Source organism: Humibacter sp. RRB41 (assembly GCF_022761015.1).
GTDB lineage: Bacteria > Actinomycetota > Actinomycetes > Actinomycetales > Microbacteriaceae > Humibacter.
Map to the genome: position 1 here is coordinate 236,199 of NZ_JAKWJQ010000005.1, position 21,421 is coordinate 257,619.

Sequence of the window (21,421 nt, forward strand, 5' to 3'; positions counted from 1 at the left end):
CACCGTAACCTTCCGACGCCGCGACCGCCGACGCGGAGGTCTCGGTTCGTCACCGCGTCGGTGCGCCTCCGTCGGCCGGGTACACGGAGACGGCGGCCGCGGGAACGTGCAGCACGACCGGCTCTCCTCGCCTCAGCCCGAGCGCCGCGAATTCGGCAGGGTTCATGTCCGCGCTCAGCGCTCCGACGAGACGAACGTGCACGCCGCCCACGCCCCGTTCCCACTGGTCGACAACGGCGTCCAGTCGGGATTCGCCCTCCGGCAGATGCCTGTCGTCGCGGGCGATGCCGACGGATGACGGTGCGAACGCCGCGAAGGCGCGCTCGCCCGCGCGCACCGACTCTGAATCACGGGCTCGAAGCATCCGCCCGTCGTCTGTCCTCAGCAGGCCGTCGCCGAGGAGGGTGCCGGTGAGAAAGTTCATCCCCGCCAGCGCCGCCACGAACGGGGATCGGGGCATCCCGAGCACTCGGCCGATCCTGCCGCCGTCTACGACGCGCCCGGAGTCGAGTACGACGCAGTCGTCGGCGAGTGACAGTGCGTCGACCACGTCATGTGTGACGATCACCGCGGTAGTGGAGGTACCGTGCAGAGTCTCGGCCGTGAGCATCCGCATGTCTGCGGCGGTGGTCACGTCGAGCGCGGAGAAGGGCTCGTCGAGCAGCAGCACATCCGGTTGGGCGGCCAGTGCGCGGGCGAGGGCGACGCGTTGCTGCTGGCCGCCGGACAGCTTCGCCGGGCGGCGGTCCTCGTAGCCGAGCAGCCCGACTGCATCAAGGAGCTGGGCTGCTCGGGCGCGGGCGTCGTGACGTGATGATCCCGACGCACGAGGACCGAAGGCGACGTTCTCGAGCGCGGACAGGTGCGGGAACAGCGACGGTGCTTGATTGAGCAGTCCCACTCTGCGGTGCTCAGGCGGCACAGAGACGCCCGACGCCGCGTCGCACAGCGTGCGCTCGCCGATGCGCACGTCACCGCGTTCCGGCTGCAGACGCCCGACCACGACGTCGAGCAGCGTCGACTTTCCGGATCCGTTCGGACCGAGTACAGCCAGAACACGTCCGGCCGGAATCTCCAGTGCGACGTCGAGCACGAAGGCGCCGCGTCGTGCCAGCACGTCGACGACCAGGCGTGAACCGACGTCCGTCAGCGGCGTGCTCACAGGCCGACGTCCTCTCGCCAGCTCCGCATCGCGAGCAGCACGAGCACCGCGACGACGACCAGCAGCAGTGAGAGAGCGATGGCGGTGTCCTGTCCGATGCCGCCGCCGTTGAACGCCGTGTAGATGGCCAGCGGCATCGTGCGTGTGACGCCCTCCTGGTTGCCGGCGAACAGTGCCGTGGCGCCGAACTCGCCGAGCGCTCGGGCGAAGCAGAGCACGATCCCCGCCACCAGGCTCGGGCCGACGAGCGGCAGGGTGACGCGGCGGAACGTCGTCCACCGCGAGGCCCCCAATGTCGCCGCCACCTGCTCGTACCTCACACCTGCCGTGCGGAACGCCCCCTCGACCGCGATCACGAGGAACGGCATCGCCACGAACGACTGTGCGATGACGACGGCTCCTGTGGTGAACGGGATCCGCACGCCCACGGCGTCGAGCGATGCACCGACCAGCCCGGTGCGGCCGAGCAGGAACAGCAGCGCGATGCCTCCGACCAACGGCGGCAGTACGAGGGGAAGGGTCACGACGGCACGCAGCACGCCGGCCGCCCGTGACGTCGTTCGCGCGATGAGCAGAGCGAGCGGCACACCGAGGACGATGCAGACCACCGTCGCTGCCGCCGCGGTGATCAGCGACAGAGTCAACGCGGACAGGGCCTCGGGGGAGAGGATCGCGGCCGGAACAGACGTCCAGTCCAGCTTGGCGATCAGTGCGATCAGCGGCAGCACGATCAGCGCCAGCCCCAACACGGCGGGCGCGATCAGCCAGCGCGGACCGCTCACGGGGCTCCGAATCCGTACGAGTGCAGCACCTTCTGACCGGCGGAGGAGAGCACGTATGAGACGAAGGCCTTGGCGACAGCGGCGTCCGGCGCGTTCTTCACGGCGGCGATCGGATACTTGTTGATCGCCTTGTCGGCGTCGGGGATCGTCACCCCGTCGACGCTTCCCTTCGCGGCCCTGACGTCTGTCACGTAGACCAGCCCGGCATCCGCCGCATCAGTCGACACCTTCGTGATGACCGCGGTGACGTTCTGCTCCTCGCTCACGGGGGTGAGTTTCACGCCATCCGCCGTCAGCAGCGTCTGCGCGGCTGCACCGCACGGAACGGCCGGTGCGCACAGAACGGTCTGGATTCCCGACGCCGCCAGTTGCGAAAGGGTGCGGATCTTCTTCGGATTGCCGGGTTGCACGGCGATCTCGAGCGTGTTCGTCGCGAAGACCTTCGGCGCGGATGCCGCGAGCCCGGCCTTCTGCACCGTGGCCATCGTCTTCTGATCGGCCGAGGCGAAGACGTCGGCGGGAGCGCCCTGCACGATCTGCGTCGCGAGGATCTGCGAGCCGTCGTAGTCGATCGGTTTCACGGTGACGTTCGGGTGGGCGGTGTGAAACCTCGCGGCAAGATCGTTGAACGACGCCGTCAAAGACGCGGCTGCGTAGACAGTGAGCTCGCCCTTCAGGGTGTCTTTCGCGCTGGCGCCGGATGCCGCGGGCGAAGCGGATGCGGCCCCCGCGGTTTGCCCGGAGCATCCGGCCAGCGCGACCACGGCGGCGACCAGCAGGGTCGGAGCCATCAGCATCCTGCGCCGTCCAGTGCGCTCGAGACGCTGTCCGACTGATCGGGTCGAGCCGATCGGCGGGGTCGTGCGATTCATCCGTTCTCCTCTTTCGCTGCTTCGACGACGACCATCGTCGCCTTGACGACGGCCACGGCGCGGGAACCGACCTCGAGCCGCAGATCGCGGACGGCCTCGGTTGACATCAGGGACACCACTCGTGCAGTGCCGCACTGCAGTTCCACCTGAGACATCACCGGGTCGCTGACGACCTTGGTCACAATGCCGGCGAAGTGGTTTCGAGCGCTGCGCAGCACCTCGGTGGTGTCTGCCGGAGCTCGTGCGATCTCGGTCGCATACCTGGCCAGTTCCGGTCCGTCGATCACCTGCCTGCCGGCGTCGTCCGTGCCTCCCACGACGAGTCCGTCACGGATCCAGCGACGAACCGTGTCGTCGCTGACCGCGAGTAGCTCGGCCGCCTCACTGATGCGGTAGTACGTCATGGATTACGACGTTAGTGCCGCATCAGCGGTTCAATACGTCCTATTTGTTACGCATTCGAGTCAGTGCTGGTTCGTTCGCCATGGCGAGCAGCGCCGGCGATCACCGTGACGGCGTGGTCGAGCACGCCGTCGAGCACGACCAGGCCGTCGCGCACGCCTCCCGAGGACCCGGGAAGATTCACGATCAGCGTGCGGGCGGCGACTCCGGCGATCCCGCGCGAGAGCAGCGCAAGCGGCGTGTGCTCCGAGCCTTTCCTGCGCAGTTCCTCGGCGATGCCGGGCACCTCGCGGTCGATGACCGCACGTGTCGCCTCCGGCGTCGCGTCATCCGGCGCGAGCCCCGTGCCTCCGGTCGTGATCACCAACGTCGCGTCGTCCCGAATCGCGGCGTTCAGTGCCGCCACGACCGGCGCACCGTCGGCGACCACGACGGGCCCGGTGGTCGTCCAGCCACGCTCGGCGAGCCAGCGCACGATCACCGGGCCCGTGGCATCCTGTGCCGTCCCGGCCGCGGCAGTGGTCGACGCGACGATGACGACGGCACGGCGAACGGTGGCCATCATCGGCCGTCGTCTTGGGTCGTCGCGTTGCGGCTCCAGTCGCCGCTTCTGCCGCCACTCTTCTCCACCACACGGATGCCCGTGATGACCGCCTCCCGGTCGACGGCCTTGATCATGTCGTACAGGGTCAGAGCGGCCACGCTCGCCGCCGTGAGGGCTTCCATCTCCACACCGGTCTGCGCCGTCGTCGCGGTCGATGCGGAGATCAGCACCCGGTCAGCGGCGGCCACCAGTTCGACGTCGACGTTCGTCAAGGCAAGGGGATGACAGAGCGGGATGAGGCTCGACGTCTGCTTCGCAGCCATGATGCCCGCGATCCGAGCGGTTCCGATGGCCTCTCCCTTCGGAAGGGAGCCGTCGAAAACGCTGGCCACCACATCCGGCCGGGTGATCACGGTCGCTTCAGCGCGCGCCCGGCGAGCGGTGACCGGCTTCTCGCCCACGTCGACCATGTGCGAGGAACCGTCCTCTCGCACGTGCGTGAGTGGCAGCCGTCCGTCGGAAGAAGTCGTCATCTCTCCATCCTGCTCCGAGTGCGGCACGGCGTGAGTGCCTCAGCCGCCGGCGAACGGTGGCAACACGTCGACGCGCGCCTGCACGGTCCGCGTGGCGTCGCGAGTGGCGACTCCGTCGACGAGGAACGAACCGGATGCGAGCACCCGCCCCATCGCCTCGCCGTATCGCCCGATCAGCAGGTCACGCAACGCGCCCACCGTTGGCGGGTCGAACGCGAGCGACTCTTCCTCGCGGCCGGCGGCGTCGGCCGCTGCAGCGAAGTAGCGCACGATCACGTTCGTGCGCTCTGATCCTGATGCCATTGGCCCATTCTCGCCCACGGGTCATCTATCGGGTCGCCGACCTATGCTGTGGCTCATGTCGACCGTCGCCCCCGCACCACGCGGGCGCGCCCTGTACGTCACAGCGGCAGCCGGCGGACTCATCGCCGCGGTGGCCGGCTGGGCGGTCTCCGAGATCGCGGCTGCGTTCGTGGGTGCGGCATCCTCTCCGCTGTTCGCGGTCGGCTCGTGGGTGATCGACCTCACACCGCCCTGGTTCAAGGACTGGGTCATCTCGCTCTTCGGCACCGGAGACAAGATCGTGCTCTTCGTGTGCCTCGGACTCGTCGTGGTTGCACTGGCGGGCGCGGCAGGCATCCTGGAACTGGTCAGGCGCCCGTTCGGCGCGATCCTGATCGGCGCGATCGGACTGATTGCGCTTGTCGCAGTGATGACGCGCGCGGATGCGACGTACTGGTGGCTGCTCCCCACGGTGGCGGGCACGTTGGTTGGCGTGTACGTGCTTGTGATGACGATCGACCGCCTGCGGGTCTGGATGCGCGCGTCGCAGCCGTCGCGCCTGCCGGGCAGTGGCGCTTCCACCCGACGGTCGTTTCTCGCCTTCAGTATCGGCGTCGGCGCGGTCGCCGTGGTCGCTGGGGTGATCGCGCGCTCGATCAACGCCGGAAGCGTCGCGATCGCCTCTGCTCGAGCATCCGTGCGACTCCCCGCTCCGGTGAAGCCGGCACCCGCGATTCCCCCGGGCAGCGATCTGCGTCTGAGCGGACTCGCCGCTTATGTCACGCCGAACAGCGACTTCTACCGCATCGACACCGCGTTGCAGATTCCGGCGATCGATCCGGACGCGTGGAAGCTGACGATCAGTGGCATGGTCGGCGAACCGCTGACGCTCACCTTCGCGCAGCTGCTGGCGCTGCCGCTGGAGGAGCACACCATCACGCTGGCCTGCGTCTCCAATGAGGTCGGTGGCGACCTGGTGGGGAACGCCACCTGGCTCGGGTATCCGGTGCGCAAACTGCTGGCCAAGACGCGGCCGAAGGCATCCGCCGACATGGTGCTCTCTCGCAGTGTCGACGGCTTCACCGCCGGCACTCCACTCGATGTGCTGACGGATATCGGCACGGACGCGCTCATCGCGGTCGGCATGAACGGCTCGCCGCTGCCGCTCGAGCACGGATTCCCTGTGCGGATGGTCGTGCCCGGCCTCTACGGGTACGTGTCGGCGACGAAGTGGCTCACCGAGCTCACAGTGACCCGCTTCGATAGGGCTCAGGGCTATTGGACCGACAAGGGCTGGTCGGTCAAGGGTCCGATCAAGACCGCTTCTCGTATCGATCGTCCGCGGGAGGGTGCGTCCATCACCGCCGGGCGCTACGCGGTGGCTGGAGTCGCCTGGGATCAGCACACGGGCATCCGATCCGTCGAGGTACGAGTCGACAATGGCCCGTGGCAGCACGCTCGCCTGGCCGACACGGTGTCGGTGGACACCTGGCGGCAGTGGGTGTGGGAGTGGCATGCCGTCAGCGGCAAGCACACGCTTCAGGTGCGCGCGACGAACTCGGACGGCTCTACGCAGACCTCCGTGGTCGCACCGCCCGCGCCGAACGGCGCCAGCGGATGGCACACGGTCGACGTCGAAGTTCGGTGACAGCAACCGGATGCGCGTCCGAACATCTCCACATAAGCCGACATAAGGCGACAGTCCCGCGGAATTCCGGCGTTTTCGGAAGGTCGCCGTCTGCGCTGACAAGCGGTCTCGGCCCTACGAGCCGGTCTCGCGGGGTTGCCGGCCCTGACGCGGGTAGCTTGCGGACTTCCTGACGTCAACCCGTTCCGGTGACAACGGGGTACGCGTACGGTGATCAACTCCAAGTGGGGAGACGATCTAAGGGGTGCGCGACGATGCCACGTCGACCGAGTTTGAAGGATCCCAAGCTGTACGACGAGCTGCGTAAGGATGGCGCATCCGAAGAGAAAGCCGCCCGCATCTCGAACTCTGCAGCGAAACAAGGTCGAACACGAGTCAGTCGCAAGGGCGGCGAGTCGCAGCCCTACGACGAATGGACGGTGACGGACCTGCGGCAACGGGCGAAGGATCTCGGACTCCACGGATACTCGCACAAGAGCAAGGCCGAGGTCGTCCGCATGCTGCGCGACCACTGATCCCACCCCGTCGACAGCGCTGCCGCCCCGTTGCGCGGCAATCCTGATGGACCGTCACTTCTTGCGGGCGGCCTGGCGGATGATTCCGATGATCAGGGTGGCGAGGAACAGGATGATCCCGATGATCGCCAGCCAGACGAGGCCCTTTATGGCGAAGCCGACGACGGCGAGGATCGCCCAGATCACGAGAAGGACGATCACGAAAATCAACATGAGCCCGACCATACGCGCGTGCCTCGGTCGCGCTCCCACCTTCGGCGATTCGCTTCGACACATCCGCGTCTTCTGCCAGTTCGGCCACGGCCGGGTCGACCCCTACTCCGCGCTCGGCCCGCCTTGACGATGGCCCTGCGGCGGGGAATAGTCAGGGCGTGGTGGCTGCTCGCGCTGCACGTCGTTCTCGCCACCCTCTCTTCCGCCATACGGCCTCCCGTGGTCCGCGTATTCATCGCGCTGAAAGACCAGCGACCACTCGCCGAGTGTGAATCCGGACCCCGTGCGAAGGACCACCGCTCCGTCATCTCCCGTCGCACTCATGGGCGCCGGCTCGATCGGAGTCTCCGCATCTCCGTGCAGGACCAGAACGTATTCGTCATCGACGTTATGACGCACCTCGGCGTGCAGTGGCCTGGTGCCGGCAAGTTCGAGTAGGACATCCGGTCCGCTTCCGATCGTGACGATGTCCCTGATCAGATCGAACTCGAATCGTTCATCCTGCCCGGACACCAAGAGGCGTGGATGCCCCGCGCCCCAGGAGGAGTGCGTCGTCGTAGGGTGCGGAGTCTCGTTGATGTCGCCACTGGAGGTCATGACGTCTCCTTTTCTGTCGTTCGTGGTTCTCGAGGTGAATGATTCATCTTTGCTGCGAGCACGTCACCCCGATGGCGAAGTCCACCGCGGCCGCCGCCACGATGAGGATGACGCGTGTCGATCCTTGGTAACCCGGACCGCGCTGAGAACGCACCGGGTTGCATTCGCGAGTCGATCGTGATCGGTGCTCCGACAGGATCAGGTTCAGCCGAACTGGGCTACGGCGCGGGCGATAACGAGAGCCAGCATGATGAAGCCTGTGAAGGATTCCAGCGCCATCAAGGCTTTGGCTCGCGTGGTGAGCGGCATCGTGTCTGTCGGGCTGAACGCCATCGCGTTGGTCAGGGAGAAATAGAGGTAGTCGACGAAGGTAGCAACCCAATCGCTCTTCGCCGATGATCCAGCGGCGACCTCGATCACCGTGTCATGGTCTTCATCCTGCGGAAAACGGAAATCCGCTCGCTGCAGATCGCCTCGCGGCCGCGCCGCACGGGCGACGGGGCCACCGCGGTCCAAGCACCAATACAACAGGGCGAACGCGATCACGTTGGTGACCCATACCTGCAACGACGCGAGCAGGAGCGTTCCGCCCTGATTCGACTTGTGAGCGAGCTGGACAATCAGCAGCACGAGCGTGACCTGGTTCGCTGCGACGATGAGGAGCGCGAGTCCTACCTCGCAAAGCCGCGACAGGCGCGTCTCTTTCGTGTAGTGGTGCGGGTTGAAGATGATCAGCGGGATCAGCAGAAGCACCCCGATGGCGACGACCACATACCGCTGAACCTCGAAGAGTCCACTCGGCAGAAAGGTATACAGCGCCAGTGCGACGAGCACGGCGAACACGACGGGCCAGCGATGTTCCGGCCGCGCGGTTCTCTCCTCACGATCCATCTGCACATCCTTGGTGGTCGGCGCTGAGAACCGGCAACCGCGCCGCTGACATCGAACAGAGAACTGCGGGGCTCAACCCGACATTGAGCCCCGCGCGCCGGCGTCTGATGTGTTCGGCCCGCCTCCCTTGGGACCGATCCCACCCCCGAACTGAGATCGAATCCGCTGAAGTACGGTGCCTACCGGATGACGACAGGCTATTCGTGCCATCTCGTTGAGATAACCCCTTGACAGGCGGCATGTTGTCGGCGTTCAGATGCGCGTACGCACCTCAGCGGGCTGGCCGTCGTCTCCCAGCACGACGAGCCCACGCGGCGTGTTCGCCGCTGACTGCAGCCGTATCAGCCATTCTCCGTCCAGAGCCGGAGCACCAGAGCCGGCGTACGAGAAGAAGATGGGATGCCTGGGACTGAGCCAGAGGGATCGTCGGCCTTGCTCTGCGCTGCCGCTCTCCAACCATGTGAGGAGGAACGGCTCCGCTCGGCGGAACTTGTTCACGATCACCGTTTCGAGGTGGACCAGAATCCGGTCATCCATTTCCATTTGCACCGGCGCGTGGATCAGCGTTCCCATGCCGCAACCGTAGGCCAGAGGCGGGGTGGAATCTTCACCCCTAGGGGTGGAACGTACCTCCGTATGCTGGAGGAATGGTGATCAGCGTTGCGCTCATCAACGACTACGAGGTCGTCGTCCGCGGTCTCGCCTCCATGCTTCACGCCTACAGCGACCGCATCGAAGTCGTCGAGCTGGACCTCAATCGGCAGGTGGGCAATTCCGTCGATGTCGCTCTCTATGACACGTTCGCATCGCCCCAGGGAGACCGGGATCGCGTGAAGTCGCTGGCATCCAACCCCTTGGTCGCGAAGGTCGTCGTGTACTCGTGGAACACCGATGACGATCTGGTGCACGCCGCTCTGGCCAACGGAGCCGCTGGATACATCTCCAAAGGGGTGTCCGCGAGAGAGCTCACTGCAGCCCTCGAGGGGATCCATGAGGGTGTGGAGGAGATCTATGCGACAGCCTCGACCGCAACCATCGTGGCCGGTGATTGGCCGGGGCGCGACGAGGGCCTCACGCAACGAGAGGCCGAAGTTCTCGCGTTGATCACTCAGGGCCTCTCCAACGACGAGGTCGCCGAAATGGCTCATCTGTCGATCAACTCGGTCAAGACCTACATTCGCAGCGCCTATCGCCGTATCGCTGTCGACAGTCGCACCAAGGCGGTGCTCTGGGGAATCGAGCACGGTTTCCGTCCCGACCACACGCGCGTCACGCATCCTGAACCGGATCCGGGCAGCAGAGCCTGAGCCCTCGGGCAGCGCCGCCGTTCGCACGACCCGGGTCTCGCTTCTCTGCAGAGCGCGCGAAGAAAGCAGTGGGTGTCGTGGCCGGACACACGTTAGTCGCAAGGGCGGCGAATCACAGCCGTACGAGGAGTGGACACTGACGGATCTTCGGCACTACGCGAAGGACCTCGGACTTCTGGCTACGTCAACCTGAAATGGCCCCACCGTGACGGCCACATTTGGCCCCACCTCGGTGCGTGACTGTGCACGCTGGGCGCGAGGACGGCGCGCGCGATCGGCGAGACCCCCGCTTGGGAGCGACGGCTTGGTGCTGGCGTCCCGTAAGACGAACGATAAACGGTCGAGGTCCAACCCAGAGGTGTTTACGGAGCAGCCACCCGCCGCATTGCGTGACGCACTAGGGTCATGATTCGTCAATTCGCTGTAATAGTCGTCCGATGGATGTGAGGATTCGGTCGGCTAATGAAACGCACTAACGAATCAGAACGCTAGATGGACTGGCGATATCCAAAGAATTCGTGGTCGTTGTTATATCCGCCAAGGCCGCCTCCGACTTCGGAGAAGTGCTCGACGAACTCGATGCCCTTGATCCATTTGACCATCTTGAAACCTAGCTGGGTCTCGTTGCGCAACCGTAGCGGGGCACCATGTCCGAAGGAGACGGGTTCCCCGTTCATGTCATATGCGAGCATTGTGAGCTTGTAGCTCATCTGTTCGATCGCCTGCGCGTCGTAGTAGAGGCCACCTTCCGGGCCGAGCGCGTACGAGTAGAAGACAACCCATTTGGCTTCTGGTTTTGGTTTGACGAGGTCGAGGATCGTCTGCATCGACACCCCACCCCACTTCGCCACCCCGGACCAACCCTGAATACAGAAGTGCTGAGTAATCTGCTCGTGGTAAGGCAGTGCGCGCAGATCGGCCAAGGTCAGGGTGACCGGATTCTCTACGAGTCCGCTGATCCTCAGCCGGTAGGAGGCGAAGTCGTTCGCCTGAAGTTTGCTGAAATCCTCCATGTCTGGATAGTTGCCGTTGTGCCAGAAGTACCGGGAGATGTCTTTATCGGTGTACTGCCCCGGCTTGGAATCGACGTGTTCGAAAAGCCGCTGCGCCGGTCCGATCAGGGCGAACCCCACACGCTGCACGATGCGTGGGTGCCGGTAGGTGAAGGGCGTCGCCGCCACCCAACAGGCGATGAGCACGATCATGGCCGCTGCAAAGATCCAGAAGCCGACCCAGGAGTCATCATTGCGGGCAGCGAACATGTGGTTAAGGTTGCGCAGCACCCCAGTGGTGAGGACGAGGGTGACGTGGACCACGATGAAGAAGATGAACCAGCACAGCACGAGGAAGTGCAACGACCGGGCGACCTGGATGCTGAAGACCGAACTGATGCGCCGGAACCTGGTCGAGAGTGCAGGGGACATACCAAGCCCAGTGATCAAGGCGAGCGGTGCGGCGATGAACACCGTCACGAAATAGGCGATCAGCTGCAGGCTGTTGTAGTCGGTCCACCCGGCCTCCAGCGGCCAATTCAGCGACGCGTACTGAATTGCCACCGCGATCGCGTTCGGAATCACGTCCCAGTGCAGCGGTACTAGGCGCATCCACTGACCCGTGGTGAACAGCAGGACGTAGAACACGATGCCGTTGGCCAGCCACAGGGTATCCACCCCAAGGTGCCACCACCGGGCGAGACCGATCGAATGTCGCCTTCCCGGCAGCCCGACGCCGTTGGGAAGGGTGATCGAGTCCTGCTTCGCCGTGTACAGCGGGTCGGATGGCACCGGCTTCTGGATGCGGAACCAGTCCTTGCCGGGGGTCGAGTGCCTAGTCCAGTACAGACGCGGGTGATCGGCAAGGATCGTCACGCCGGCACGGATGATGAAGATCATGAAGAACAAGTTGAGGAAGTGTTGCCAGGCCAGCCATGCCGGGAAGCCCACCGGTGCGTTCGCCGGCAACTCCGACTTACCCGGATACGTTTTGATGAACGCCTCGATCTCAGGCATTTGACGCAGCCCCTGAGCGACCGCGATCAAGATCAAAGCCAGCGCGAAGCCGATCGGGACCAGCCAGAGCAGATTGAACCACCTGCTGCGGCCAATCCGGACGCGCGGCGCGACCCCGTACTGCGCCGGCACCCCACCCGCCCAGTCCTCATCGACGACCGTAAACCTCCGGGCATCGAGCTCCTGCCGAAAACTCTTCGTCGAGCCACCCGCACCAATGTCATCCGCAGGACCGCGTCCGGCGTTCGCCTTCATATTTGAACCCTAGCCACCCTTCGGCATGCAGGCCCGTCACTGGCTCGCATGCCCGTAAATGGCGGCCCGCATCGAGTTTGCTTGGCCGGCTTCTCCGGCGCGACTGCATCGAGTGATGATGGGCGACACCGGCGTGATACCTCGACTCCCGTGACGGCCTGCGGCCACGGCCCGTCTCCACCTGATGGCGCCCGACCCTCCCTGGACACCGTTGATGCCGACGCTCCAAGATGGCGGGCGATCCCTCGCATCGACCAGGCGGGCACCCTATTGATCGCCATCTCGATGAAGATCCGGTCATCGGGAACACTCTCCGAGGTCGTGACGGGTTTGAAGCCACCCCGGCTCCCATACGAATCACCATGCCGGCAAGCCTTGCCCACTCGACAACCGCTCCTGTGTTAACGCGGAAGTGCCGCGCTGTTTCCTGCGCTGACGCACCCTCGAGGAGCATCGAGTAGGCGATGCACCGATCGTCCCAAGACACCGTCGTATCTACCTCCGAAAGAAGGTGTTGCGCTGGCTCCTTGAAGCCGCCGTTCGAGCCGTGGTCGGAGTGATGGGTCAGCCCTGCCAGGTCTCCGCCGGCGTCCCAGGCGGCCATGTCCAGCGCCTGCAACGGCAGGATCTCGGCCTTCAACGTGGCGGCGACGTTCCAGCGCACGATCCGGCGTGAGATGACGTCGGTGACGAAGGCGACGTAGGCGAGCCCGGACCAGGTTGCGACATAGACATCCCACGTGAGTGAGTTGTCAAGCGGCGCGGAGTTCTGGGCTGTATCGGCGCTCGGCCAGGCGGTGTTTTCGTCCCAGGGCTGATCGTGGACGAGACACCACCAGAGGCGGCCGATCAGCTTGTTCGCGAGGTTCTGGAGGGCGGCGTTGTGGTAGTCGCCCGAAGCGCGACGTCTGTCGTAGTGCGCTCTGGCACCGGGCGACCTGGTGATCGCGTTGAAGGCCCACCAGTGGCATGCGTCGGCGAGGCGTTTGTTACGCACCTTCCGCGCACTTGTGTCAGCGTGCGGGCCCTCGTCATGGTGCTGTTCCTTCCAGTGCGTACGCGATGAGTAGGAGGGTGGCGAGGAATCCGCAGGCGTAGTTCACCCAGATGAATCGCCGCCATCCGCGATTCGCCCGGCCGGAATCCTCGTCGGTGATCTTGGCGAAGGGCGTGGCGAGTGCGATGTACGGCACGACGAGCACGGCTGCGATGGGGCCAGGCCAAGGGGTGAAGAACATGAGGATGCCGGCGCACGTCCAGCTGCCGATCGAGAAGCGCACGGTCCACGCTCCGCCCATCACGGTGGCGATGGACGCGATGCGCCCTGCTCGGTCGGGTTCGATGTCTTGCACGGCGCCGAAGGCGTGTGAGGCGATACCCCATAAGAAGAACGCGACGAGGATGCAGATCAGCTGCGGGGTGAAGTGCGCTCCGGCCAGGATCAGGCCGTAGGCGGCTGGCGAGGTGAAGTGGGTGCTCGAGGTCGCCGAGTCGAGGAACGGCACCTCCTTGAACCGTAGTCCCGGCACAGAGTAGGCGGCGACGGCGAAAAGGCTGACAGCGAGCACGATCCAGGAGAGAGGAGTGCCGAGGACAACCAGGGCGATCACGAACGGCAGGCAGACGGCGACGGCCGTCACGATGGTGCTTCGGTGCAGGCGTTGATCGAGGAGGGCGCCTTCGATCCCCCCCTTGCGCGGGTTGGCGGCATCGGATTCGAAGTCGAAGACGTCGTTGATGCCGTACATGGCGAGGTTGTAAGGCACGAGGAAGAAGATGGTGCCGATGATGAGCTCCGCGTCGATGTGCCGCGTGGTCATCAGGTAGGCGGCGGCGAACGGGAAGGCGGTGTTGATCCAGCTGACCGGGCGGGAGGCCAGCAGGAGCCGTCGGGTGATGCCGGGAGTGGTCGCGACCGCGCTCATCTTCCGGCACCCGTCTGTTGTTGCTCGGGGAACGTGTTGGCTCGGTCGACCCGCGAAGCAGTGGGGGTGAGCAACGACCACAGCGACGGCACGAGCATCGCGGCGGCCAGCGGATAGGAGAAGTCCTCGATCGGTGCCAGCCCGATCCTGATGCCGGAGATCAGGGTGCTGTCGTAGCGGATGATGTCGGTCACGATCAGCAACGAATCGAAGACTGCCGTCAAGACGGCGACGGAGAGGAACCCGACCGCGGCGACCGGCAGCCAGCGCCGCAGAAGCCTGGCTCGCTCGGCGCGGCGCTCGCCCGGGGCGGCGATGTGATCCGCTGTGCTGCGGAGACGACCGGCTCGGGTCAGTGCCCACGCGGCGATCAGCAACGAGACGGCGAGGAACGCGATGCATAAAGTCAGATATGTCATTCGTCGCCACCGGGGGAGAGGGACTCTGCCGGCACGCGGAGTGCCAGGGCGTCTAGCATCCGTCGGGTGCCGAAGCCGATGATCGCCACGATGTAGACGAGGAAGAGCAGGAACACGGGTTCTTCAAGCGGCAGTTGTGGCGCCAGGTCGATGCCGGTCATCCACGGTGAGCTCCCTCTCAGGAAAATCCCGAGCCCGATTCCGGCGAGGTCCCAGATGAGAAGAAACCACGCTGCCAGTACCGTCACCATTGCGGCGCGCGCAGGCGCCCGCCAGAAGAAGAGACGCCAACGGGCGTCGATCAGGCACAGGCATCCCGACGCCACCAACAATGACCCCAGGTACAGGTACGCCATCACACGCTCTCCAGCCCGGAGGCGATGTCGACTTCGAGGCGTGGCTCTGGGAGGGGCCCGGCGGTGCGGTCGCCGCGCAGGCGCTTGACGACGAGTTCGGCGCTGATCAGGCACATCGGTAGTCCGATGCCCGGAAGGGTGGAGCCGCCGGCGAAGTAGAGGCCAGCAACCCGGCGGGACGCGTTGCTGCCGCGCAGGAACGCACTCTGCCGCAGAGTATGTGCCGGGCCGAGCGCCGTTCCGCCCCAGGCGTTGAGGTCGTCGGCGAAGTCTGCGGGGCCGATCGTGCGGCGTACCACCACTCGTTCGGCCAGGTCGGGGATGCCGGCCCAGATGGCGATCTGGGCGATCGCAGTATCCGCCGTGCGTTCCACAAGTTCGCTTCCGGTCCCCGCGACACCTCCGTGACCGATCGTGGGATCCGCCGGAACCGGAACCAGCACGAACAGGTTCTCCTCGCCGGCGGGGGCGACGCTGTCATCGGTTGCGCTCGGTCTGCAGACGTAGATCGAGGCGGGGTCCGGGATCGATGCCGGTGCATCGAAGATCGCGCCGAAGTTCGCGTGCCAGTCCCGCGTGAAGAACAGGGTGTGATGGGCGAGCTCTGGCAGGGCTCCTTGCACCCCCAGTAACACGAGTACCGCGCCGGGACCCGGCGTGCGATGCTTCCACCACTTCTGCGGATACGACTGCAGGTTCGGTGGCAGCAACGTCGTCTCGGTGTGGTGCAAGTCTGCCGCGCTGACAACGACGTCGGCGTCAACTGTGTGATCGGTGCCGCCGCTCTGGTAGGCAACGCCCCGCACCGCTGCCCGGTGCCGACGGCGAGCGGAACGCTTGGTCGGGCCCGACCGGGTGGTCGGCGGATCCGTGAGGATGGCGGTGGCGTGGGCTCCAGTGAGGATCTCGACCCCTGCTTCTCGGGCCAGCCGTTCCATGCCGTCGATGATGAGGCGGAAACCGCCGCGCGGATACAGCACGCCTGCGTCCAGATCGAGGTGGCTCATCAGGTGATAGAGCGCGGGCGTCTTCGACGGCGAGGAGCCCAGGAAGACTGCTGGATATCCGAGCACCTGGCGTAGCCGTGGATCATGGAAGGAGGCAGCGATGTATCGTTCGAGACTGGTCGAGAGCAACTTGCTCAGGTGGGGAAGTCGAATCAGGAGTTCGCGCGAGAACAGTTCGCGTTTGGATTCGAACGATGTGTAGAGGAACCGCTGGAGCGAGAGCCGGTACGCGTCCGCTGCGGAATCCAGGTAGGCATCCAATCGGGCACCGGCGCCAGGCTCGGTGCGTTCGAAGAGCGCTCGCACCCTCTCGCGACCGGCCGGGATGTCCATGGTCGCCGAATCGCCAGCGGTGTCGGGCTCGAAGTAAAGCCGGTACCCGGGGTCGAGGGTGACCAGTTGCAGCTCGTGCGCCACGTCCGTGCCGAGCATGCGATAGAAATGCTCGAACACCTCGGGCATCAGGTACCATGACGGACCGGTGTCGAACCGGAATCCATCACTCTGCCAGGTGCCGACGCGGCCGCCGACCGTGTCGGAGGTTTCAAGGACGGTCACGGCGTCGCCCTCCCTGGCCAAGAGCGCGGCGGTGGCGAGTCCGGCGATGCCCGCTCCAATGATCACAGTGCGCCTGCGGTGTCCGGCCGAGGCGGTGCCCGAGCCATCATGTTGCGTCTCGTCTGACGGCATCAGGCGCGGGCTTCACGAGGTCGGCGCCGCATTACCGCCAGGGCGAGGATGCCCGCCTTGCGTCGGTTCGGCACGCGGACCCTCTGCTGCAAGATGTCGTCGGCCGCCATTGCGCGGAGTTGATCGTTGAGTTCGGCGAAGAGATCGTGCGCTGCGGTCACCGCGGCGCGGCATCCCCGCGGAAGTTCGGGGATTACGGTCGCGGCTGCAGCGAGGTCGTCGGCGATCTCGTTCACCAGCGATGATTTCGTCTCCTCGGTGAAGGCATCGCGTAGATCGAAGTAATCCCGACCCCTGGTGTCGAGATCGTCGGCCAGGTCCCGCAGAAAGTTGACCTTTTGGAATGCCGCGCCGAGTCGTCTTGCTCCTTCGGTCAGCCGCGCGCGCGTCTGCGGGTCGTGCCTTCGGCCGCTGGTCGAGTCGGTGAGGAAGACCCGGAGGCACATCAGGCCGACGACTTCGGCCGAGCCGTAGATGTAGGCGTTCAGATCGTCGGCGTCGTAGCCGGTCTTGTCGACATCTTCTCGCATGGACTGGAAGAACGGTGCGGTGAGGTCGTGACGGATGCCAGCCCGCCGGGCAGTGTGGGCGAACGCATGCACCACGAGGTTGGCGCTGAACCCGGTCGCCATTGCATGCTCGGTCTCTTTCTCCAGTTCGTCGAGCGCAGCGCGTTGCGCCTGGGGAGCGAGCCCGGCCTGCGCCGCGACGCCATCGACGATCTCATCGGCGATTCGCACAAGGGCGTAGATGGAGGTCACCCCGGTGCGGTACGCGGGCGAGAGCAGTCGTGTCGTGGCACCGAACGAGGTGGAGTATTCCTTGATGACCTGAGCTGCGCTGTGCTCCGCGGTCTCCGTGTAGAGCGCCAGTGCGCTCTTGGTGTGATTGGCGCGGGTGGGAACTGGCGTGTCTGCACGGCCGGGATGTGGTGAATGCGAAGACCTCGCGGGCTGCAAGGCCTCTGCGTACCGTGATGAGTCTGCGGGCCGCGCACGGGCGGTGTGAGAACGGGTGACGTTGTCGCGCCGCTTCGGGGCCGGAAATCCGGGTCTGCGCTCTGACTTGCCGACCGTCATGATTCTCGCTCCGTCGCGCGCTGCAGGAACTCCTCGAGGAGTTCCTGCACTGTGTCCGGGAGCCGAGGATCACGGGCCAACCTCCGCACTTGCCGCTTGTGGCTCTCGATCAGTTCCTCAACTCGGGCTCTCGCGCCCGACCTTTCCAGCAACGCTCGCGCGTCGTCCGCGCCTACGCCCATCAGTCGGCGTGCGGAACAATCGGCGCCCTCGCTCGCACCCTTGCAAGCGAACGACACCAGCGCGGTCACCTTGCCGTTGGCTAGATCGCCCTCGGCACTCTTGCCCGTCGTCGCCTCGTCCCCGAAGACCCCGAGAAGGTCGTCTCGCAACTGGAATGCCGAGCCGATCAGTGCCCCGATGTCGGACAGCAGCGCCACGACATCCGGTTCGGCCTGCGCAAGGACCGCTCCGGCACGCAGCGGTTCGCTGAACGAGTAGTGGGCTGTCTTCGCAGACGCCACGGCGACCGCGTTCTCGAAAGTGGGATCAATGATTCCCGCCGTGAGGCCCACATCGCCCTGCTCGCCGGCGGCCGTGACGAACAGTGCATCGTCGAGTGCATCCTGGACTGCGATTCGCAGATGCTCAGGAAGGCCGGCGTTGTCCACCATGCGGTGCGCGCCGTGGATGAGCAGGTCGCCGGCGAGGATCGCGCACGCTTCGCCCCACCCCTTCGATGTCACAGCATCCACGCCGCTGTTCCTGGCCTCGGTGGTGAAGCACCCAATCAGATTGGGGCGCCCACGCCGCATAACGTCGCCGTCGATGACGTCGTCGTGCAGCAGGAAGGCGGTGTGCAGCAACTCGAACGCGGCTGCGACATCCACGACGGAATGCTCGTCAACCGTGCTCTCGCGCGATGAGCCGAACCGTTCCGGTCCACGCTTCAATGCTCGGTAAGCCCCTACGACAAGAGCCGGGCGGAGCTTCTTTCCGCCACGCGCGGACTGGCTCGCCTCCATCCACAGCAGTTCGAACGGTGCCAAAGCAGGGGACCGTACACCGAGGCGGCGGGCTCGCTCTCGTTGTTCCGCAAAGTAGGAGACCAGTCGCGCTTCAACGTCACCGGCCAGTTGGCCAGGCAACATCATGGTGGGCCCGGCGAGACTCATGAGCCCTGACCTAGCCGCAGTGCCGACAGCGCACGACCCAGCATAAACATTGGCCTCCTCGTCAACTATCTAGCTTATCTAGAAGATAGTACCGTAAGGTAACCACGCCAGGTCAAGGTAGGAGGAAAAGCAATCCAGCGATGCGAACGGCGGGCCATGACCGTTCCGCTGGGTGTCTGGAAGGCTGACACCTCACAAGCTATGGAAGGCCTTCAACGCCTTCCTCCGACTCGCGTCAAGCTCGATGATCTGGTCTCGGGAGCCGCTGTCGGGCGCCCACCGTTGCACGTACCTGCCGTCGGGATCGAATTTGCGCTGTTGGGTCAGCGGATTGAAGATGCGGAAGTACGGTGCGGCGTCCATTCCACTTCCGGCGACCCATTGCCAGTTGAACGGGCTGCTGGCCTGGTCGGCGTCGACCAGGGTGTCCCAGAACCACTTTTCTCCGATTCGCCAGTCGTACAACAGGTTTTTCGTCAGGAATGAGGCGGTGACCATGCGTGCCCTGTTGTGCATGCTGCCCGTCGTCCAAAGCTCGCGCATCCCGGCATCCACGATCGGGAATCCGGTGGTGCCCGTCCGCCAGGCGTTGAGGATGTCCGGGTCCGGCTCGTCCCACGGGAACGCGTCGAATCTGGAGTCGATATTCGTCCTGACCAGTCCCGTGTGGTGGTAGAGGGTGTACCAGGCGAATTCGCGCCACCCGAGTTCCGCCAGAAACTTATTGGCCGTTTGCCCGGCCTCTGCCGTGCTATGCCATACCGTGAACGGACTGAGCTCGCCCCACCGCAGATGGGGTGACAGGTTCGAGGTGGCGTCTGCTGCGAAGAAGTCTCGACCCTTCGCGTAGGCGCCAACGCCTCCGTCGAGAAACCGTGCGAGGGCTGCGATCGCGCCTGCCTCTCCCGGTGCCCACTGAAATCCACCAGACCAGTCGGGCCGGCGAGGCAGCAACGTCCAGGAGCCGAGGTCATCGGATCGGGGCTGTCGGGGTGCGGCTGCCAAAGTGCTGGGCACCGGAAAAGGTAGTCGAGGGGTCGGCAGTTCGCGACACGCGCGCCAGTACGCCGAATAGACCCGGTACGGGCTACCGGTCTTGGTACTGACAGTCCATGGTTCACGCAGCAGGCTCGCGCCGAAGGAATCTACCTGAACACCGTCGGCCTTCAGCGATCGTTTGAGGGATGCGTCGATCGTGCGCTCCGCTTCGCCGTAACGCCGGTTCCAGAACACCCTGTCGACTCCGGCCTCGGTCACCACATCGCCCAGAACGCTCTCCGCGCGACCTCGACGCAGCGTCAGCGGCACCCCGTAGCGTGCTAGCGACTGCCGCAGGGCGGCGAGGCTGTGATGCAGCCACCATCTCGCGGCTCCGCCCGACCGGCGCAGGCTCGGCGTCTCCTCGTCGAGGACGTAGAGGCAGATCAGTCCTTCCGGGTCAGCGGCCGCTTGATATAGAGCGGGGTGATCGGCCAGACGCAGGTCGTCGCGAATCCAGACCAGGCTGGTCACGAGAGGTTCCCATCCTCGCTCGGTCGGATCATGTCAGCGACGGATTTGCGTCCACGGGCGATTCGCCTTGCACCTCGTGCCCGGCGTTCAGAAGTTCGGGTACGAGCCGCCCCCCGATGTAGCCGGTAGCACCTCTGACCAGTACGCGCATCATCGCCCCTGTTCCATCTCGGAAAGCCCGTTGATGAAGTGCTCGCTCGCCGCGGCGATGAGCTTTCGTGCCTGGTCGTTGCTGATGGTGGCGGAATTGTCTCCAGGTTGCGGGCCGTAGCTGCCGAACTGCGCGTGCGACACTCCGGCGAGGATCGTGAAACGTGTGTCGGGCGGCAGATCGTCGCGGGATGCCTGAATCTTCTGCGGAGTCGCCAGCCCGTCGCGGGTTCCCGAGATGGATTCCACAGGGACGGATAGTGAGCGGCTCAGGTCGTTGGCCGGATATGACGCGTAGAAGAGCAGCCCGATCGAGGGCGAACGGGCGTCGTGCTGGGCGTTGTGCGCCTGGATTGCGGCGACCGTTCCACCCAGGGAATGGCCGCCTACCACCCAACCGGCCACCTGCGGGTGTGCATTGCGCGCCGCATCGAACGCGTTCAACGCCAGGAATGCGATCCCCAACGGTTGTTTAGCGATGACGACTGGATGCCCTTCCGTGGCCAGCGGGCGAAGCACGGCGGCGTACGCGCGAGCGTCGACCAATGCCCCGGGCTGGAAGAATACCCCGACCTCATCGTGAGTGCCCTGCGGTGTCATTTCGATCTGGGTGGGCGTGTCGGCCACGAGAACCTGTGCGTCGGAGTGCATCGCGGCGAGGGCGGGCTGGACCGCGGGGTAGGGTCGAAGCCACCCGATCAATGTCAGCCATCCAACGCCCAGGATCACGACGCCGAACCGCACGACAATCCGCCATCCGCGTCGGCGAGCACGGCGCCGAAGATTGAGCCACAGCGCAAGGGCAGAGACCACGACCGTGAGCGCAAGAAGTGCGGGGTAGGCCGGGTTCGCGTGTAGCAAACCGTCCCAGCTGCTTACGCTGACCCACAGCACGACGACGAGACCCCCTGACGCGACCACGACGCCCATCCAGGCGGCGACGTCCCGGCGGACGGAAAGTTCAGTCATGGTCGTCATTCCTCCGAGCCCACCCCGCAAGGCCGAGCCAGACCACGATGAGAACCGCCGGCAGCACGACTCGCAGCCAGCGCGGCACCCTGGTGACGTTCGTGGTGGTACTCGACCTGGGTTCGGACATCCTTGCCGTCTCTTTCTGGTGATCGTTGTCTGTACTGCGTCAACCGGTGGCCGGGCA

The 21,421-nt window shown here is 65.3% G+C and carries 24 protein-coding genes and 1 pseudogene; 3 read left to right on the forward strand and 22 right to left on the reverse strand.

Annotation, left to right across the window (positions count from 1 at the left end; genetic code table 11):
• Positions 1-49 precede the first annotated feature (49 nt).
• Genes MJ603_RS14760 through MJ603_RS14790 form a run of 7 tightly spaced genes read right to left on the reverse strand, consistent with a single transcriptional unit; the run spans position 50 to position 4,598 of the window.
• Complete coding sequence (locus tag MJ603_RS14760; RefSeq protein WP_243064502.1) at positions 50-1,162, reverse strand: sulfate/molybdate ABC transporter ATP-binding protein; 1,113 nt, start codon at positions 1,160-1,162, stop codon at positions 50-52.
• Positions 1,159-1,944: an ABC transporter permease gene (locus MJ603_RS14765; RefSeq protein ID WP_243064503.1), complete on the reverse strand. Its 786-nt coding sequence runs from the start codon at positions 1,942-1,944 to the stop codon at positions 1,159-1,161. The genes MJ603_RS14760 and MJ603_RS14765 overlap by 4 nt, the downstream gene beginning before the upstream one ends.
• Complete coding sequence (modA, locus tag MJ603_RS14770) at positions 1,941-2,816, reverse strand: molybdate ABC transporter substrate-binding protein (protein ID WP_243064504.1); 876 nt, start codon at positions 2,814-2,816, stop codon at positions 1,941-1,943. Before modA ends, MJ603_RS14765 begins: the two co-directional genes overlap by 4 nt.
• Positions 2,813-3,220: a molybdopterin-binding protein gene (locus MJ603_RS14775; RefSeq protein WP_243064505.1), complete on the reverse strand. Its 408-nt coding sequence runs from the start codon at positions 3,218-3,220 to the stop codon at positions 2,813-2,815. The genes modA and MJ603_RS14775 overlap by 4 nt, the downstream gene beginning before the upstream one ends.
• Before the next feature lie 47 nt (positions 3,221-3,267).
• Complete coding sequence (locus MJ603_RS14780; RefSeq protein ID WP_308220605.1) at positions 3,268-3,783, reverse strand: MogA/MoaB family molybdenum cofactor biosynthesis protein; 516 nt, start codon at positions 3,781-3,783, stop codon at positions 3,268-3,270.
• Complete coding sequence (gene moaC / locus MJ603_RS14785; RefSeq protein ID WP_243064506.1) at positions 3,780-4,295, reverse strand: cyclic pyranopterin monophosphate synthase MoaC; 516 nt, start codon at positions 4,293-4,295, stop codon at positions 3,780-3,782. The genes MJ603_RS14780 and moaC overlap by 4 nt, the downstream gene beginning before the upstream one ends.
• 39 nt (positions 4,296-4,334) lie before the next feature.
• Positions 4,335-4,598: a MoaD/ThiS family protein gene (locus tag MJ603_RS14790; protein WP_243064507.1), complete on the reverse strand. Its 264-nt coding sequence runs from the start codon at positions 4,596-4,598 to the stop codon at positions 4,335-4,337.
• Between the two features lie 55 nt (positions 4,599-4,653).
• Here MJ603_RS14790 and MJ603_RS14795 point away from each other — a divergent pair, with 55 nt between their 5' ends.
• Positions 4,654-6,225 (forward strand): molybdopterin-dependent oxidoreductase, encoded by a 1,572-nt coding sequence (locus MJ603_RS14795; RefSeq protein WP_243064508.1) that lies wholly within the window; start codon positions 4,654-4,656, stop codon positions 6,223-6,225.
• A 254-nt stretch (positions 6,226-6,479) separates the two neighbouring features.
• Positions 6,480-6,740 carry a Rho termination factor gene (locus tag MJ603_RS14800; protein ID WP_243064509.1) on the forward strand — a complete coding sequence of 87 codons (261 nt, stop codon included), beginning with the start codon at positions 6,480-6,482 and terminating at the stop codon, positions 6,738-6,740.
• Positions 6,741-6,794: 54 nt separating this feature from the next.
• On the opposite strand, the gene MJ603_RS14805 is transcribed toward MJ603_RS14800, so the two are convergent.
• From MJ603_RS14805 to MJ603_RS14820, 4 genes are all read right to left on the reverse strand, one after another.
• Positions 6,795-6,953, reverse strand: coding sequence for a hypothetical protein (locus MJ603_RS14805; RefSeq protein ID WP_243064510.1), 159 nt, complete (start codon positions 6,951-6,953; stop codon positions 6,795-6,797).
• 102 nt (positions 6,954-7,055) lie between these two features.
• Positions 7,056-7,550, reverse strand: a complete 495-nt coding sequence (locus MJ603_RS14810) for a hypothetical protein (protein ID WP_243064511.1) — start codon at positions 7,548-7,550, stop codon at positions 7,056-7,058.
• A gap of 204 nt (positions 7,551-7,754) precedes the next feature.
• On the reverse strand, positions 7,755-8,441 hold the full coding sequence (locus MJ603_RS14815) for a hypothetical protein (RefSeq protein ID WP_243064512.1): 687 nt from the start codon (positions 8,439-8,441) through the stop codon (positions 7,755-7,757).
• Positions 8,442-8,693: 252 nt separating this feature from the next.
• Positions 8,694-9,014 (reverse strand): ATP-dependent DNA ligase, encoded by a 321-nt coding sequence (locus MJ603_RS14820; protein WP_243064513.1) that lies wholly within the window; start codon positions 9,012-9,014, stop codon positions 8,694-8,696.
• A gap of 74 nt (positions 9,015-9,088) precedes the next feature.
• Here MJ603_RS14820 and MJ603_RS14825 point away from each other — a divergent pair, with 74 nt between their 5' ends.
• On the forward strand, positions 9,089-9,748 hold the full coding sequence (locus MJ603_RS14825) for a response regulator transcription factor (protein WP_243064514.1): 660 nt from the start codon (positions 9,089-9,091) through the stop codon (positions 9,746-9,748).
• 488 nt (positions 9,749-10,236) lie between these two features.
• Here MJ603_RS14825 and MJ603_RS14830 read toward each other — a convergent pair whose 3' ends face one another.
• The 11 genes and pseudogenes from MJ603_RS14830 to MJ603_RS14875 form a co-directional block, all read right to left on the reverse strand.
• Positions 10,237-12,012, reverse strand: coding sequence for a molybdopterin-dependent oxidoreductase (locus MJ603_RS14830; RefSeq protein WP_243064515.1), 1,776 nt, complete (start codon positions 12,010-12,012; stop codon positions 10,237-10,239).
• 1,031 nt (positions 12,013-13,043) lie between these two features.
• A complete protein-coding gene (locus MJ603_RS14835) occupies positions 13,044-13,937 on the reverse strand; it encodes a prenyltransferase (RefSeq protein ID WP_243064516.1) in 894 nt (297 codons plus the stop codon).
• Entirely contained in the window at positions 13,934-14,356 is a 423-nt protein-coding gene (locus MJ603_RS14840) for a lycopene cyclase domain-containing protein (protein ID WP_243064517.1), read from the reverse strand. The genes MJ603_RS14835 and MJ603_RS14840 overlap by 4 nt, the downstream gene beginning before the upstream one ends.
• On the reverse strand, positions 14,353-14,712 hold the full coding sequence (locus MJ603_RS14845) for a lycopene cyclase domain-containing protein (RefSeq protein ID WP_243064518.1): 360 nt from the start codon (positions 14,710-14,712) through the stop codon (positions 14,353-14,355). Before MJ603_RS14845 ends, MJ603_RS14840 begins: the two co-directional genes overlap by 4 nt.
• Positions 14,712-16,409: a phytoene desaturase family protein gene (gene crtI, locus MJ603_RS14850; protein ID WP_243064519.1), complete on the reverse strand. Its 1,698-nt coding sequence runs from the start codon at positions 16,407-16,409 to the stop codon at positions 14,712-14,714. The genes MJ603_RS14845 and crtI overlap by 1 nt, the downstream gene beginning before the upstream one ends.
• Positions 16,409-17,368 (reverse strand): phytoene/squalene synthase family protein, encoded by a 960-nt coding sequence (locus MJ603_RS14855; protein WP_243064520.1) that lies wholly within the window; start codon positions 17,366-17,368, stop codon positions 16,409-16,411. The genes crtI and MJ603_RS14855 overlap by 1 nt, the downstream gene beginning before the upstream one ends.
• Before the next feature lie 116 nt (positions 17,369-17,484).
• Positions 17,485-18,603 (reverse strand): polyprenyl synthetase family protein, encoded by a 1,119-nt coding sequence (locus tag MJ603_RS14860; protein ID WP_308220606.1) that lies wholly within the window; start codon positions 18,601-18,603, stop codon positions 17,485-17,487.
• A gap of 192 nt (positions 18,604-18,795) precedes the next feature.
• A complete protein-coding gene (locus tag MJ603_RS14865; RefSeq protein ID WP_243064521.1) occupies positions 18,796-20,115 on the reverse strand; it encodes a deoxyribodipyrimidine photo-lyase in 1,320 nt (439 codons plus the stop codon).
• Between the two features lie 67 nt (positions 20,116-20,182).
• Positions 20,183-20,269 (reverse strand): annotated as a pseudogene (locus MJ603_RS18880) (NAD-dependent epimerase/dehydratase family protein); the annotation flags it as partial.
• Entirely contained in the window at positions 20,266-21,234 is a 969-nt protein-coding gene (locus MJ603_RS14870) for an alpha/beta hydrolase (protein WP_243064522.1), read from the reverse strand. The gene MJ603_RS14870 and the pseudogene MJ603_RS18880, both read right to left, overlap by 4 nt.
• A complete protein-coding gene (locus tag MJ603_RS14875; RefSeq protein WP_243064523.1) occupies positions 21,227-21,364 on the reverse strand; it encodes a hypothetical protein in 138 nt (45 codons plus the stop codon). Before MJ603_RS14875 ends, MJ603_RS14870 begins: the two co-directional genes overlap by 8 nt.
• Positions 21,365-21,421 lie beyond the last annotated feature (57 nt).

What these genes read in the sequence shown, in the direction of transcription:
- MJ603_RS14820 (WP_243064513.1), bottom strand. Translation starts at nt 9,014, where the DNA reads ATGGGAACGCTGATCCACGCGCCGGTGCAAATGGAAATGGATGACCGG.
- MJ603_RS14795 (WP_243064508.1), top strand. Translation starts at nt 4,654, where the DNA reads ATGTCGACCGTCGCCCCCGCACCACGCGGGCGCGCCCTGTACGTCACA.
- MJ603_RS14840 (WP_243064517.1), bottom strand. Translation starts at nt 14,356, where the DNA reads ATGACATATCTGACTTTATGCATCGCGTTCCTCGCCGTCTCGTTGCTG.
- MJ603_RS14845 (WP_243064518.1), bottom strand. Translation starts at nt 14,712, where the DNA reads ATGGCGTACCTGTACCTGGGGTCATTGTTGGTGGCGTCGGGATGCCTG.
- modA (WP_243064504.1), bottom strand. Translation starts at nt 2,816, where the DNA reads ATGAATCGCACGACCCCGCCGATCGGCTCGACCCGATCAGTCGGACAG.
- MJ603_RS14830 (WP_243064515.1), bottom strand. Translation starts at nt 12,012, where the DNA reads ATGAAGGCGAACGCCGGACGCGGTCCTGCGGATGACATTGGTGCGGGT.
- MJ603_RS14875 (WP_243064523.1), bottom strand. Translation starts at nt 21,364, where the DNA reads ATGTCCGAACCCAGGTCGAGTACCACCACGAACGTCACCAGGGTGCCG.
- MJ603_RS14805 (WP_243064510.1), bottom strand. Translation starts at nt 6,953, where the DNA reads ATGTTGATTTTCGTGATCGTCCTTCTCGTGATCTGGGCGATCCTCGCC.
- MJ603_RS14775 (WP_243064505.1), bottom strand. Translation starts at nt 3,220, where the DNA reads ATGACGTACTACCGCATCAGTGAGGCGGCCGAGCTACTCGCGGTCAGC.
- MJ603_RS14835 (WP_243064516.1), bottom strand. Translation starts at nt 13,937, where the DNA reads ATGAGCGCGGTCGCGACCACTCCCGGCATCACCCGACGGCTCCTGCTG.
- crtI (WP_243064519.1), bottom strand. Translation starts at nt 16,409, where the DNA reads ATGCCGTCAGACGAGACGCAACATGATGGCTCGGGCACCGCCTCGGCC.
- MJ603_RS14790 (WP_243064507.1), bottom strand. Translation starts at nt 4,598, where the DNA reads ATGGCATCAGGATCAGAGCGCACGAACGTGATCGTGCGCTACTTCGCT.
- MJ603_RS14870 (WP_243064522.1), bottom strand. Translation starts at nt 21,234, where the DNA reads ATGACTGAACTTTCCGTCCGCCGGGACGTCGCCGCCTGGATGGGCGTC.
- MJ603_RS14825 (WP_243064514.1), top strand. Translation starts at nt 9,089, where the DNA reads ATGGTGATCAGCGTTGCGCTCATCAACGACTACGAGGTCGTCGTCCGC.
- MJ603_RS14815 (WP_243064512.1), bottom strand. Translation starts at nt 8,441, where the DNA reads ATGGATCGTGAGGAGAGAACCGCGCGGCCGGAACATCGCTGGCCCGTC.
- MJ603_RS14780 (WP_308220605.1), bottom strand. Translation starts at nt 3,783, where the DNA reads ATGATGGCCACCGTTCGCCGTGCCGTCGTCATCGTCGCGTCGACCACT.
- MJ603_RS14810 (WP_243064511.1), bottom strand. Translation starts at nt 7,550, where the DNA reads ATGACCTCCAGTGGCGACATCAACGAGACTCCGCACCCTACGACGACG.
- MJ603_RS14800 (WP_243064509.1), top strand. Translation starts at nt 6,480, where the DNA reads ATGCCACGTCGACCGAGTTTGAAGGATCCCAAGCTGTACGACGAGCTG.
- MJ603_RS14860 (WP_308220606.1), bottom strand. Translation starts at nt 18,603, where the DNA reads ATGAGTCTCGCCGGGCCCACCATGATGTTGCCTGGCCAACTGGCCGGT.
- moaC (WP_243064506.1), bottom strand. Translation starts at nt 4,295, where the DNA reads ATGACGACTTCTTCCGACGGACGGCTGCCACTCACGCACGTGCGAGAG.